The sequence below is a fragment of the Kribbella catacumbae DSM 19601 genome, from assembly GCF_000372465.1.
GTDB lineage: Bacteria > Actinomycetota > Actinomycetes > Propionibacteriales > Kribbellaceae > Kribbella > Kribbella catacumbae.
This window is the reverse complement of the sequence record NZ_AQUZ01000001.1, coordinates 436,276-450,552: the sequence shown is the minus strand read 5'-3', so window position 1 is coordinate 450,552 and position 14,277 is coordinate 436,276. Positions and strand designations below refer to the sequence as shown.

Below are 14,277 nucleotides of genomic sequence, written 5' to 3'. Positions count from 1 at the left end.
ATGCCCTTCGTCTGATGGTGTGCCTCATAGGAACACCGACACTGTTTTCGTGGCGGAGCTGGCCAGCCCGACCGTGTCCGTGACCGTCACCCGGACGGTGAAGAATCCGAACGAGGGGTAGGTGCAGGTAGTGGTCGGCGAGGTCTGGACCGGCTTGGACGGCCCGGTTCCGCAGTTGAACTGGTAGGTGGCGATCGGGGACTTGTCGACGCTCGTCGACCCCGAGGCGTTCGCCGTGATCGATTGGCCGCGCCTGATGCTCGACCTCGACAGCGTGAGGTTGGCCGTCGGTGGGACGTCGGCCAGAATCCTGACCTGCGCCGTTGCGGTGCTCGTCAGGCCTTCAGTGTCGCGAACCGTCACCCGAGCGGTGAAGGTCCCCGCGTTCGGGAAGCTGCAGGTGAAGGACGAGGTTGTCAGCTGACCAGTGGTCTGGCCGTTGCCGCAGTCGTACGTGTAGCCGGCCAGCGGTCTGCCGTCGGCGTCTGATGAGCTGCTGGCGTTCAGAAGGACCTGCTGTGGCCGGTAAGCCTCGCTAGGCGTAGCGGTGAGCCGTGCGGTGGGTAGCCCGTTCGCCTGCACCACGATCGGCGCGCTCGTCCACGTGTCGCTGAGACCGGACGAATCCGTCACCGTGACTGTCGGCGTGAAGGTGCCGGCCGCGACGTACCGGCAGACGCCGCTGGACGTGGTCAGCACCGTGCCGTTGCCACAGACGATCCGGTACGTCGTGATCGGTGCGCCGAGAGCCGCACTGGTCGACCCGTTCACGGTGACGTCCAGCGGAGCGAATCCAGTCGCGGGAGCGACGGTCCCGCGGGCGACGGGTCCGGTGTACTCGAAGGCACCGAGGTCGGCGAACTTGATCGGGCCGATGCCGGTGTTCGCGATCGTCGGATGGTCGGCCGGTGCCGTGCCGTCGCGGTTGGTGGCAGTCCACCCGGTCACCCCGGTGTCAGCGGAGTCGATCGCGGGGGACTGGCTGGTGAGATGCAGATCGCGACCGGCCAGGTCCACGAAGCGCGGGTCGGCTTGCTTGCCGGCGGCCTCCTGCCCGCTGGCGGCACGGAAGGCCCCGATCGAGTTGTAGTCCTTCGATGCCCATTCGAACACTGGGTTACCGCCGGCGCTCTGGAAGACCAGGTCCCGGTTCAGCGTCGTGCCCGGGATCGAGGCTTCGTCCACGCGGATGTCGCTGACCGTCCGGGTGCTGCCGACGGCATTGTCCATCGCGATGTTGTTGCGGCTGGTGGAGTTGGTCGACCCGCCCTCGAAGTTGATCCCGGCCGTAGCGTTGCGCAGGACCGTGTTCGACACCACGGTGGTGTTCGGCGCGAACGACGTGTCGATGCCGTGGTCGCCGTTGTCGTAGACGACGTTGCGGCGGATCGTCGTACCGGTCGAGCCGCTGTAGGCCTCGATCCCGGAATCGTCGTTGTTGTAGGCCAGGTTCAACTCGATCAGCGTCTGCTGCGACGCGGCGCTGACGTCGATACCGGTGGCGATCCGGGTTGACAGCCGCTTGTTCAGGTAGGTGGCCACTCCACTGACCGTCACCCCTGTGCTGCCCTGGACGCTGACCCCGTGGTGCTGGTTCTCATGCGTGACAGAGCTGCGCAGTTCGCTGTCGGTCGAGTTGAAGAACCGGACGCCGATCGAGAGGTTGAAGGCCGACTGGATGCCGGTGAGCTTCGCGTTGCTCGACGCGTCCACCGTGATGCCGGGTGCTCCGGCCTGGGCCACGTCCAGATCGGCGAGGGTGATGCGCTGGCTCCGGTCGACCGCCACCGCGTTGAAGTTCTGCTGGCGCAGCGCGAACCCGGAGACGGCGATGTCGCTGACCTGGCGGAGCAGGATGCCGAAGCTGCGGGCACCGGCGGACACGGTGTGACCGGCCGCCGGGTTGGTACCGCCCGTGTCGACGTACAGGCTCGTGGTGGCGGCGTCGTAGAACCAGCTGTTCGTCGTGGTCGTCGTCGCGCTCGTTGCCTTGGGCAATGGCTGGCCGTCCAGGAAGACCTGGGTGGGAGTGACGGCGAAGGCGTGCCGCCAGGCGGTTGTCGCGGTCGTGGTCCAGCCGGCCGCGTCGGAGACGTCGTTGGTCCCGACGATGACCGCGCTCGGAGAAGTGGCCTGCAGCGTGATCGGGTTGGCCGGCTCGCCGCTGGCGGTGATGCTGACCTGCTCGCGGTACTGACCAGGTCCGACGAGTGCGGTGTCACCCGCGAGGAGCTTCTGGGTGGCGGCGCCGATCGTGCAGAACGGCGCGGCCGCGGTGCCCGGACCGGTGTCGGAGCAGGCCGGGTTCGTCTGCTCCACCGAGTAGGTCTGGACCGGCCGCGTGCTGATGACCTCCTGCGAGCTCGCCGAGTCGGTGAGACCGGCCGCGTCCGTGACGGTCACGGTGACCGCGTAGCTGCCGGGACCGGCGTACAAGTGGGTAGCCGTCGGTGCCGGCTGCGGGCCCACCACGGTGCCGTCACCGAAATCGAAGGTGTACGACACGATGCCGTTGAGATCGGCGTCGCTCGAACCGCTCGCGTCGGCGGTGACCGGAATCGAGGGCGGTGCGGCCACCGCGGCCGGGTCCAGGATCAGCGCCGCGTGGGGCGGATAGTTCGTCGCCCCTGCGACCGGCTGGAACTCCAGCGCGCCGCGGTCGGCGTACGCCGGAGTGCCGGCGCCGGTGTCGGCCACGATCGGATCGTCGGCGAGCGGGCTACCGGCGGGATCGGTCGGGCGGAAGCCGGTTGCGGCGGAGTTCGCCGAGTCGACCGCGGTCGAGCCTGCTGTCAGCTGGAAGTCCCCCGAAGCGGGGTTGACGAGATCAGGGTCGAGCGACGATCCGTGACTCTCCTGGCCACTGGCCGCCGCATACGCGGACAACTTCTGGTAGACCGTGCTACCGACCTTCGTGGTTGCTGCCGTGGTGTGGTTGTACGCGGTGTCGTAGTCGGCGCTGAAACCGGAGATGGACCCGGCGTCGACGGACAGGTTGTATGAGTTCGTGGTGATGCCGTTGTCGACCATCAGGTTGTTGACCAGCGTGGCGCCGGTGGACACGCCCTCGACGGAGATGCCGTCGCGACGGTTCCCGTACGACGTGTTGTTGAGGTAGCGCGCCCCGGTCGACGCGAGCGTGTCGAAGCCGTGGTCACCGTTGCCGTACGAGACGTTGCGGGCGACCACGGAGCGGTGGGACCCGTTGTAGATCTGTACGCCGGTGTCCTGGTTCTGATAGGTGACGTTGTTGATGATCGTGTTGTCGGGCGAGTTCGTGTTGATGTCGATACCGGTAGAGGTGGTGGTCGGGCTGGGCGACGTGTTCGCGTAGGTGGTGTTGCCGTCGATCACGTTGTTCGCCGACGTGGACAGGCCGATCCCGTGCAGGCCGTTGTGATGGCTGGTGGACCCGGTGACGGTGACGCCGTTGGAGCCGGACACCCGGATGCCGGTCGACAGAGAACCGTCGACCGCCGCTGCGCTGACGACGTTTCCGCCGGCCGGACTGGCCTCGATCAGGATGCCGTTGCTCCCGGCCTGCGAGGCGGTGACATGGTCGACGATGCTCCCCGTGGAGGAGGACAGGCGGACTCCGGCGAAATTCGGCCGGATCACCTGGAGGTTGCTGATGGCAACGTTCTGGCGGCCGGTCGCGGTCACGCCGAACGATTGGGCACCAGCCTCGATCAGGTGACCGTCACCGGGGTTGCTGCCGCCCGCGTCGACGTACAGGACCTTGGCCGTCGCGTCGTAGAACCAGGTGTTCGCCGAGGTCGTGGTCGCCGAGGTCGCGGCGGCCAGTCGCTGTCCGTCGAGGAAGACCTGGCGAGGGACCGAGGGCGGCGCGTACGGCGTACTCCAGGCTGTTGTACTCGTCGCGGTCCAGAGCGCCGCGCCGCCCAGGGCGCGGGTTCCGACGATCACGACGCCCGGGCTGTCGCCGGTCACGGTGATCGGGTCCGCGACGGTGCCAGAGGCGTTGACGGTGACCTGCTCGCGATAGGTACCGGGTGCGACGTGCACGGTGTCGCCTGGTGCGATCGCCTTCTTCGTTCCCTGCGAGATCGTGCAGAACGGCTGTGCCTGCGTACCCGCGGTGGCCAGAGTGTCGCTGCAGTTCGCCGCACCGTTGTCCACCCAGTAGCCGGTGCCGGCCGCGGCCGCCGGACTGCTCGTCAGCACCACCAGACCGGATGTGGCCAAGATCATGACCGATCCGGCTGCTAGCGCCCTGCGCCGTCTGAACATGATCGCTCCTGCGTCTAGATCTGATGTGGTCAGTGGAGAACTGCAACCGGCCGCATCCGGGCTACTGGCTTGACCAGTCCGTTGCGGACAAGGACGTCGAGGGCGGCGTTCACGCCACGGTCGTCGAAGTGGGCGGCCTCAGTCGGAGCGCCGTCGTCATAGCGGTAGCGAAGGGTCTTGCGACGGAGCGGGTCGTCGCCTGAGATGCCTCTGTCGGCGAGGTCCTGGACGACCGTGCCGGCACCGTGGCAGGCGGAGTAGAGGCTGGTGGCCGCTTTGTCACCAGCCACCGCGAGGTAGCTGGACGTGCGGTGCGTTCCCGGAAGGAGCACGGCCTGGCCGGTGTCGGCGAAGGTGGTGCCCGGCGGCATCATGCCGGCGGGGAAGGCCCGGCAGGCGTTGTGCCTGTGCACCACGGCGGTGGAGTTGCCGACCGGCTCCTCGTAGATGCTGTTGTGGGGCGAGTCGACGACGAGACGCCCGGTGGCACCGCCGAAGGACTCGGCGGCGATCTTGCGGAGCGCGGCGTAGGTCGCGGTACGGAAGGCGAAGCCGTAGTTCATCGCGGCCGCCGTGGCGAGCATCAGCCGCTGGCCTTCGTCGCTGGCGAGTTCCAGCGGAGTGCAGCCGTCGGTGAAGTAGAGGCTCAGCCTCGCCTTGAGCTGAGCGAAGGACTTGGCCGACCTGAGATGGAACCACGGCTTGAGCGCCGCGTTCACGGCCTTGATCTGGCGCGGGTAGTCCTTGCGACGGAAGAAGAGCCGGCCGATCTCACCGGTGAACACGCCGCCGCCGCCGTGGTACTGGATAGTCAGCTGACCCTCGGTCACACCGAGCTTGGCCGCCCGCTCCGGGTCGAGGATCTCCTCGACCCGCTGCAGTTCCACGAAGTGGTTCGACGGGCCGACGGTGCCGAAGCGGTAGCGGGCCAGCTGGAAGGCGACACCGGGAAGCTCGGACCGCAGCCGGTCGATCCCGCCGTAGCGCTCCAGCTCCAGCCGGCCACCCTCCTCGATCCGCTCGAGGTCGTCCGCGGGCGCGCCCCACCGCTCGACGCTGAACTCAGAGCCGTCCCGGACCGCCCTGACCACTTCCGAGCGGGACAGCTCCCGGGTGCCCCGGGTCGGATAGGGGTAGCGCTCACGGACGGCCCGCATGAAGGTGTCGATGGCCCGGTCGTCGGGAACCTCGGAGTCGACCGCGATCAGCGCCATCCCGCAGTTCACCGACGAACTGGTCAGGTCGGGACGGATCGTGCCGGTCGTCGCGACGGCGACGCTGGACGGCAGTTCCATTCTGGACTTGTGGTGGAAATCGGGCAGTACCACCGGTGGCGCGGCAAGGTCCGCGCCCCCGACCCGATGACGTAACGCCGCTACGGTGGTCTGTCTTGCCGGTAGCAGGCTGAGGTCATCGAAGACCGTCGGGGGGTCCGTGACGGTCGCGTCGAGGACGCGGACGTTCAGTGGTGGCCTTGCCTCAGTGGTCATCTGTCCTCGCAGTCGTCGCAGGTGGTCTCAGAAGTCGTCCGGGTAGGGCGCGCCCATGGTGACGGCGGACAGCAGCCCGGGAGCCGGCGTGTACTCCGGGACGAGCCGGCGCAGATGCCGGAACACCTCGTCGGGCCGGTTGTGTGACGCGGCGTCGTACAGCTCGCGCAGGCCGGCCCGGAAGCCCTGGATCGCGTGCGGCGGCAGCGTCATCGAGATCCGCGGGTGGTCCGTCGGCAGTGGTTGCTCCTCGCAACCGAAGAGCTCCTCGGTGAGCTTCTCGCCGGGCCGCAGCCCCGTGTACCGGAACTGCACGTCGCGGATGTTGAGCAGGGTGGCGAAGTTGCGGACCAGATCGACGATCCGGACCGGCTCACCCATGTCGAGCACGTAGGTGGACGAGCCGTCGGCCATCCGGGCGGCCTCCAGGACGAGCCCGACGGCCTCCTCGATAGTCATGAAGAAGCGGCTGACGTCCGGGTGCGTGACGGTCACCGCGGAGCCACTGGCGAGCTGGTCGCGGACCACGTGCAGGAGCGAGCCGCGGCTGCCGAGGACGTTGCCGAACCGGACGGCGGTCAGCACGGTATCCGAGCCGTGGTGTGCCTCCAGGACGAGTTCGGCCAGCCGTTTGGTTGCCCCGAGCACCGAAGTGGGGTTGGCCGCCTTGTCGGTCGAGATCAGTACGAACCGTTCGACGTCGTAGGCGATCGCCGCCTCGACCAGGTTCTCGGTGCCGCGGACATTCGATTTGACGCCCTCGCAGGGATGGCGTTCCAGTACCGGCAGGTGTTTCAGCGCCGCTGCGTGGAAGACGATCTGCGGACGGTGGTCGCGGAACAACTGGTGGATCCGCTCGCCGTCGCGGATGTCGGCGACCACGGTGCTCTCGGTGTCCAGCAGGGCCTCGCCCCACAGGTCGAGCTGGGTCCGGTGCAGGTTGGACTCGTCGTGGTCGAGCATGATCAGCTCGGCTGGACCGAAGCCGTAGACCTGTCGGCACAGCTCGCTTCCGATCGATCCACCCGCCCCTGTCACCAGGACTCGCTTGCCCGCGATGGCTTCGGCCGCGCCCCGGCTGACCACGTGCATCTCCGACCTGCCGATCAGGGGACCGACCTGCAGCGCACGCATGTCGGTGCCCGCGATCTGTCGTTGCAGAGCGGACAGGAAAGGTGGCAGGTGCAACACCGTCACGCCCTGCGCGGCGGCCCGGAGCCCGAGCTGCTTCACCTCGTGGGTGGGCATCGATGGAATGGCGACCACGACAACGTCGACGCGGTTGCGCTCCAGCACGTCCTCGAGGTCGGCCAGCGTGCCAAGGACCCGGCGTCCCCCGAACCGCCGGCCCTGCTTGGTCTCGTCGTCGTCCAGGAAGCCGACCGGTTCCAGCCCGAACGAGCTGACCCGGTGCAGGTCGCGGGCCAGCGCGAGGCCGGCTTCACCGGCCCCGACCACGATGGTCCGCAGCAGGTTCGCGTCTTGCCGTAGCAACACAGGCTGACTCATTCCGCTTCCTTTCTGGAAAACCGCCGGTGCATGACGTCTGCCAACGCCGCGCACACGGCATCGATCTGGCCGTCCGTCAGACGGGGGTAGATCGGTACTGACAGCAACTGGTCGAACAAGGTGTCGGCCCCGGGCATCCCACCCGGCGGGATCGACGCGATCCGGCCGAAGTACGTGAGCTGATGAACGGGGATGAAGTGCACCGACGTACCGATCCCTCGCCGGGCCAGCTCGGCGATCACCTCGTCCCGCTCGATCCCGGTGGCGAGCCGGATCGGGTAGAGATGCCACGCGTGCGTACCGGTTGCGGACTCAGGGCGGTGGGGGAGTCCGATCCCGGGTTGCGCGGCCAGCAGGTCGTCGTACCGGGCGGCGATCTGAGCTCTGCGGTATTGCCAGGCGGGGAGGTGGCGGAGCTGTGCTCGTCCCATCGCGGCCTGGATGTCGGTCATATTGGCCTTGAGGCCGGCGGCTGCGACGTTGTAGCGCCAGCTGCCACCGGGCAGGTAGCGCCGCCAGGCGTCGGCGGTCATCCCGTGTAAACGGGCCTGACGCAACCATCCGGCCCGCTCGGCGTCGTCCGTCGTGACCATGCCGCCCTCACCGAGTGGCAGGTTCTTCGTCGCGTAGAAGGAGAAACAGGTGGCTCCGCACTCCGAACCGATCGGTGTCGACCCGCTGTAGGTGCCGATGGCGTGCGCGGCATCGACGACAACGTGGTCGAGTGTCAGCCCGGCAGCCTCGGCCAGCGCCGGTACGTCGGCAGGATCGCCGGCCCAGTGCACCACCGTCATCGCGGCCGGCTGTCCGAACGCTCGGACTGCGTCCCGGACCGTGGCCGGCGTCGGCATCCCTGTCTCGGGGTCGACGTCCACGAGGACCGGGTGCAGCCCGGCATGCGCGATCGCCTGGACCGCACCGCAGAACGTCATCGTGGAGGTGAGGACGAGCGATCCCGTCGGTAGTTCGAAGGATCGCAGCGCGAGCTCGATCCCCTGTGTACACGAGGAAACGGCGACGGCGTGCTCGGCGCCGACGTACTCGGCGAACTCGGCCTCGAAGCCGGCCACCTCCTTGCCGGTGGTCACCCAGCCGGAGCGGAGTACGCGGAGTGCCGCCATCTGGGCTTCGGCCGAGATGTAGCAGTCCGCGAACGGAACCTCGACGCTTTCGGCCGGGATCGCACGCGGCACAGCGGTGATTCGGGTCGTCATCCCGTTGCCCCCCTCAGAGCCCTGCCTTTGGCTTCGACGTTACGGGCCGTGAGCGTGGCCCGCGCCCGACGAGGAGGTGAGAACACCTACGTCAATATGACGATCCGGGTCCATCGATGGACCGGCGATCCTCGATCTCGTCGATGCCTGTCACACCGTGTGAGCGGGCGAAGGCGACCAGCGCCAGTGCCGAGTGCTGGTCCGACCTGCGGAGCAGGCTCTGGACGTGAGTGCGGACGGTGTTCATCGACACGAACAGGTGCTTGGCGACCTCGGCCCGCGTCATCCCGGAGACGAGGCACCGCAGTACTTCGAGCTCGCGCGGCGTGAGGTCGGCGACGAAGCCCGCCGCCGCGTCGCGTCGCCGCAGGTCGGACAGCAGATGATTCAGCACGGGTCGCAACGTGGTGGGCGCGAGGTACATCTGGCCGTCGAGGACCTGCCAGACCGCGGTCACCAGTGCGTCCAGCCGGGTGGTCTTGCTCAGCCATCCCTTGGCACCACACTCGAGTGCTTTGACGATCAGGTGCGGCTGGCTGCTGCCGGACAAGACGATCACGGGCGGTGCGTCCGCGCTCCGGGCGAGCTCGCCGAGCAGCTCGAAGCCGGATTCGCCGGCCAGTACCAGGTCGAGCAGGACGAGATCGGGTGGATCGGCGGCGAGCAGAGCACGCGCCGCATCCAACGTCGAGGCGCGGTCGACGCGGGCGATCCCGCGTTCTTCCAAGAGCGCTTCGCCCAGCACGTCCGCGAAGACGCGGTGATCATCGACGAGCAGGATGACCGCTCCCGCGTCGCCGGCCGTCATCTCGGTATGCCTTCGGCACGCGACAACGTCGTCGAGTCGACCAGTCCGGCTGCCGCGGCCGCGCGGGCGATCTTGCCTCTGCCGTGAACCCCGAGCTTCCGCAGTACCTGCTGTACGTGGGTGCGAATCGTGTGGGCGCTGACGCCGAGTTGGTCAGCCATCATCTGGGTGGACTGCCCTTGGACGACCAGCCGCAGTACTTCGAGCTCCCTGCTGGTCAAGGTGTCGATCACAGCATGGTCCTGGCGTCGTTCGGGCGACTGCCAGCCCTCCGATACCTGCTCACCGGCGGCGATCCGGTCGATCGCCTCCATCAAGATGGGGAATGCGCAGGCCTTGTTGACGATGCCCTGGAAGAGCCCTCGCTCGTAGGCTTTCCAGACACCGTCCCGGCACGAGTCGGTGAGCAGCAGGACAGCCGGCCTCGGGTCGAGCGCAGTGAGGTGCTCAGCCACCTCCACGGCAGATGGGGAACCGGTCACGATGTCCAGGACACAGAGCTCGAACCGGACTTCGGCCGCATGGTCCAGTAGGACCGACGGTTGGTTGGTGGCCAGCACCGTCTGGTGGCCATGCTGGGCAAACGCTGCCGCTAGGACGGACGCGAACAGCCATTGCTCGTCGCAGACGGCGAGCCTCATGCCGGCCTCACTGCACGTCGCAGCGCGGGTACGCAGAGCCGGACGGTGGTACCGACGCCCGGTCCGCTGGAAATCTCGAGCCGGCCCCTGCAGGCACGTACGGCAGCGGCGATGACTTGGAGGCCGTGGCCGGTGCCAGCAGAGATACCGCCGAAACCGGCGCCGTCGTCGACGACCTCGATCTTCGCCTCATGGGCGTCCACGCCGACCTTGACGGTCACTGTTCCGCTCGGGCCGGCGGCGCGGCACGCGTTGTCGAGCATGTTGCCGACAGCGCGCCTCAGCAGCGCCTGCTCGCCGTCGACGAGGACCTGCTTCGAGCCCATGACAGTGATCTGGCCTCGATGGGTGAGCCGCACCATGTCGGCGCATTCGGTGACGAGCCGGGCGAGGTTGATCGGGCCCATGCTGTCGACGCGGTCGAACTCGGCGGCCAGCATTTCGGCGATCGCGGTGAACTGCTGGTGGATCAAGGCCATCCGGGTCTGCGCTTCTTGCCCGGTCCTCGGCTCGGACAGCAGAAGACCCGCGGCGACGTACTGCCGTAGGTCATGGCAAAGCCTCATCAACTGGTCCGGACCGCCGGCCGGGGACCCCTCCCCGACGGACGATTCCGGTGCACTGACAGCACTCATGTGTGACCCCCCTCAGAGTCCATCACCGAGCGAACCGCTGCCCCTGTGGTTCCGTGCTGACCCAAGCCCGACATTCGGCTACGGACGGTAGTCCCGTCGTTCGCCGCTGGTGAGCCCCCCAAGCAGACACGTCTCGGTCTCAGGGCTCCAGTAGAGGCGTTTTCCCGCCTGAAATAGACGATCTTGGCCGAGTCGTCATGATTCGGTCATTTTTCTGTCATCTACTGTTCACCCGATCCGGGCGGTAAGAATCTCACGGATCGTGACGGCCGGCGCCGGTGATCAGGGCCGGAACTCGTAGGCACCGAGGTCGTCGTAGCGGCGCGGCCCCTCGGCGAAGGTGTTCGCCGTGGCGGGATCGTCGTACCGCGAAACGCCCGCGATGTCGGTCGCCTGGGCACCCGAGACACCAGAGTGGCCGCGGTCGATCGCCGCCGAGCCGGCGCTCAGCCGAAGGTTCCAGCTGGCGGGGGAGACGAAGCGAGGATCGGCCTGGACTCCGTGGGACTCCTGACCGGTCGCTGCCTGCATCGCGGCAAGGGAGGTGTACGAAGAGCCGAACGCGTACATCTTCCCGGCCTTGGTCAGCCAAACCAGGTTGTGATCGACGACGGTGCTCGAAGGCGCGGAGTCCCAGATACCGATGTTGCCCGCTCGCCTGGCACACGAGATGCCCTTGTACGCCGGGTAGACGGCGTTGTCGACGGCGATGTTGTTGAACACCTGGTAGTTGCCCGAGCTGCCCTCGACGTTGAGGCCGCTGGTGCAGTTGCGATAGACGGTGTTGCCGATCATCCGGCCGCCGGTGACGTTGAGGTTGTCGATGCCGTGGTCGCCATTGTTGTAGGTGACGTTGAGCGCCGCCAGGTTGTTGTTGCCGCCGGTGTAGAACTGGATCCCGGAGTCCTCGTTGTCGTGGGTGATGTTGCGCAGGACGGTGTTGCCCGGGCTCACCACGTTGATACCGTTTCCGTTGCGCCGGTATCCCTCGGCGTTGAAGCTCGCGGTGTTTCCGGACACCGTGATCCCGGTGGCCCCGGAGGTGAGCACGATGCCGGTGCCGTTGTTGTGGTGCACGTAGTTGCCGCTCACCACCGAAGAGGTGGCGCCGCGAATGCTGATGCCAGGTGCTGTCTTGCCCTGGATCTGGCGGCCCGCGCCGCTGACCGTGTTGCCGGTGATGGTGAGGTGGTCGCCCATCGACACGTAGATGCCATCGGCAACAGTTCCGGCGAAGGTCAGTCCGGCGATGGCGACGTAGCTGCGGCCGGTCAGGCTGGCGCCGTAGTACGTGGAGCCGGTGATGGTCGGGTTGCGTCCCGGCCACTTGGTGATGGTGACCGGCGCTGCCGCGGTGCCGGAGACGACGGGCTTGATCGTCTCGGCGTAGCTCCCGTTGCCGATGTACAGGGTGAATCCCGCGGCGAGCTTGCTCACGCCCTTGCCGATCGTGCAGTACGGCGTCGTCGCGGTGCCTGAGCCGGCGTCCGAGCAGGCCGCGGTCCTGTCGACGTACAGCGACGTGGTCGCGGCCTGGGCGAGCGAGGGGAACGCCAGCAGCCCGGCCGGGACGAGCGCTGCAGCGCACAGTCCCAGACTTCTGATGCCTCTCATGCTTTCACGGTAGTAGCGGGACGGGATCGTTGCATCGCGCAAACGACGTAGCCTCCGGCGTCCACTGGACGAGACCGGACTTACCACTGCGTACGTCGGCCGAGCGTGGCCGCGCCGCGCGGCTTGGGGGGCCGTCGTGCAGGCGACAGGCACGGCGTCGGCACGGACAGGGGGTAGTGCCGTCCCGGCGCGTCGACGTACGCAGTTCAAACCAAGGCTGCGCCCCGCGCGGCTTCAGGGCAAGGAAGATGACAAGCTTGTCATCGAGTGGTTCAGACCGCTTGGCCGGCCTGGCGCGGGAGGGAGAGTTCGAGTACCGCGCCGCCGAGGGGATGGTTGCGGGCCGTGAGCGTGCCGCCGTGTGCCGCTGCGGTCGCACGGGCCATCGACAGCCCCAGACCGCTGCCCATCCGGCCGTTCGGCGGCATCCGATGCCAGAACCGGTCGAAGACGTTCGCCAGATCCTCGGCCTCGATGCCGGGGCCCGAGTCTGACACCGTGATCAGGTAGCTCGTGTCGAGTGCCTGGCAGCCCACGCTGATCGTGCCGCCGTCGGCGGTGAAGTGCACGGCATTCTCGATCAGCGCGTCGACCGCCACGGCGATCCATTCGGGATCGAGCGAGACGCTGCCGGTTGGTTCGTTCCGGATCCGCCAGTTCCGGTCGGCGCTCGCGGACCAGTTGCAGCCGAGCCGCCCGACGAGCTCGGCCAGATCGGTCGGCTGGCGGCGCAGGGCCTCTCCCGAGTCCAGCCGGGCGACTGCGAGCAGCCGGTTCGAAAGGGCCGACATCCGCTCCAGTTGCTGGAGAGCGACGGTCAGGTCTTGTCGCACGCCGTCCGGCAGGTCGCTCGCGGCGGCAAGTTCGAGGTGGCCGCGAGCGATCGTCGCCGGTGTCCGGATGGCGTGGGAGGCGTCACGGAGGAACTCGCGCTCGCGGTCCAGCGCGTCGAGCTGCCGCAAAGCCATCTCCTCGACCTGCCGCAGCGCGGTCGCCCGGCGCTGGGCGTGCCAGACCATCACGAGCACCACGGCCGGCATCAGCCAAAGCTCGGTCAGCTCGGCGTACGGGAGGTAGCCGTCGGAGGCATGTTTCCACATCAGCCAGCCGCTTGGCAGCGTGATCGCCACCATGACGGCCAAGGTAGGCAAGACCGGCCACACCCGGTAGCCGTAGGCCAGCGCGAGCGCGACGAAGATCAGGTGGAAAGGAGCGGCCATGTGCTCGGGAAACGCCACGATCCACCCGATCATCGCCGCGACGAAGACGGCCAGGCCGATGTCGATCACCAGAGCGACTCTCGGGCGCAGTACCGGGACGGCGTCCGCCGTCAGCGCCTCAGGCGCTCTGGAGCTGATAGCCGACATTGCGCACCGTCACGATGAGATCCGGCCGCACCTTGGCGCGCAACCGGCCGATACAGACGTCGACCACGTTGGTCGCCGGGTCGAAGTCATAGCCCCAGACCTCGGACAGCAGCTCCTGCCGCGAGCAGACCGTGTCCGGATTGCGCATCAAGTGCAGGAGGAGCAGGAATTCCCGCTGGGACAGGGGCGTGGACTTCCCGTCGACCAGCAACTGCCGCGCCTGCAGGTCCAGGACGATGTCGCCGACCTGCAGCGTGTCCCGCCGCCTCGACGTGGCATTCTCCTGGAGTCGGCTGCGCACCCGGGCGATGAGCTCCCGGACAGCGAACGGCTTGGCCAGGAAGTCGACCGCGCCCTGCTCGAGACAGGAGATCCGCAGTTGGACGTCCCCGGTCGCTGACAAGATGAGCACCCGCATGCTCGGATCCTGTGCCATCAACGCGGACAGCACCGCCTCGCCGTGGATGCCCGGCATGACCAGGTCCAGAACGACCAGATCGGGTTGTTCGGTCACCGCGAGCCGGATGCCGTCGAGCCCGTTCGTCGAGGTCAGCACCTGGTAGGACTCTGTCTCCAGGGCGCGTCGGACGAACCTCACCAGGTCGGGTTCGTCGTCGATCACCAGGACTTTGGTCATCTCGGCCCCCCTCAGGATGATGACCCTTGTACTGCCCCCGCCGCCCATTGTGGCCAGGGCGGCGTCAACCACGCTAGGCCTGGAGGTCCCGGAAAGCGGTGGAGATTGGCT

General features: G+C 67.7%; 10 protein-coding genes. All 10 read right to left on the bottom strand.

Annotated elements, in window-relative coordinates; all coding sequences use genetic code 11:
* Positions 1-24 precede the first annotated feature (24 nt).
* Positions 25-4,212, bottom strand: coding sequence for a right-handed parallel beta-helix repeat-containing protein (locus tag A3ES_RS0101930; RefSeq protein ID WP_020385083.1), 4,188 nt, complete (start codon positions 4,210-4,212; stop codon positions 25-27).
* Positions 4,213-4,280: 68 nt separating this feature from the next.
* On the bottom strand, positions 4,281-5,741 hold the full coding sequence (locus A3ES_RS0101925; RefSeq protein WP_020385082.1) for an RtcB family protein: 1,461 nt from the start codon (positions 5,739-5,741) through the stop codon (positions 4,281-4,283).
* A 27-nt stretch (positions 5,742-5,768) separates the two neighbouring features.
* Positions 5,769-7,250, bottom strand: a complete 1,482-nt coding sequence (locus A3ES_RS0101920) for a nucleoside-diphosphate sugar epimerase/dehydratase (protein ID WP_157630257.1) — start codon at positions 7,248-7,250, stop codon at positions 5,769-5,771.
* Positions 7,247-8,464, bottom strand: coding sequence for a DegT/DnrJ/EryC1/StrS family aminotransferase (locus tag A3ES_RS45900; RefSeq protein WP_020385080.1), 1,218 nt, complete (start codon positions 8,462-8,464; stop codon positions 7,247-7,249). Before A3ES_RS45900 ends, A3ES_RS0101920 begins: the two co-directional genes overlap by 4 nt.
* A 91-nt stretch (positions 8,465-8,555) precedes the next feature.
* Positions 8,556-9,272: a response regulator gene (locus A3ES_RS50905; protein ID WP_020385079.1), complete on the bottom strand. Its 717-nt coding sequence runs from the start codon at positions 9,270-9,272 to the stop codon at positions 8,556-8,558.
* Complete coding sequence (locus A3ES_RS50900; RefSeq protein ID WP_020385078.1) at positions 9,269-9,913, bottom strand: response regulator transcription factor; 645 nt, start codon at positions 9,911-9,913, stop codon at positions 9,269-9,271. Before A3ES_RS50900 ends, A3ES_RS50905 begins: the two co-directional genes overlap by 4 nt.
* Positions 9,910-10,548 carry a sensor histidine kinase gene (locus A3ES_RS50895; RefSeq protein WP_020385077.1) on the bottom strand — a complete coding sequence of 213 codons (639 nt, stop codon included), beginning with the start codon at positions 10,546-10,548 and terminating at the stop codon, positions 9,910-9,912. The genes A3ES_RS50900 and A3ES_RS50895 overlap by 4 nt, the downstream gene beginning before the upstream one ends.
* A 282-nt stretch (positions 10,549-10,830) precedes the next feature.
* A complete protein-coding gene (locus A3ES_RS0101895) occupies positions 10,831-12,162 on the bottom strand; it encodes a right-handed parallel beta-helix repeat-containing protein (protein WP_020385076.1) in 1,332 nt (443 codons plus the stop codon).
* A 272-nt stretch (positions 12,163-12,434) separates the two neighbouring features.
* Positions 12,435-13,529, bottom strand: coding sequence for a sensor histidine kinase (locus A3ES_RS0101890; protein WP_026162480.1), 1,095 nt, complete (start codon positions 13,527-13,529; stop codon positions 12,435-12,437).
* The gene (locus A3ES_RS0101885) at positions 13,501-14,166 is read right to left on the bottom strand and encodes a response regulator transcription factor (RefSeq protein WP_020385075.1); all 666 of its coding nucleotides are present in this window, start codon (positions 14,164-14,166) and stop codon (positions 13,501-13,503) included. Before A3ES_RS0101885 ends, A3ES_RS0101890 begins: the two co-directional genes overlap by 29 nt.
* Positions 14,167-14,277 lie beyond the last annotated feature (111 nt).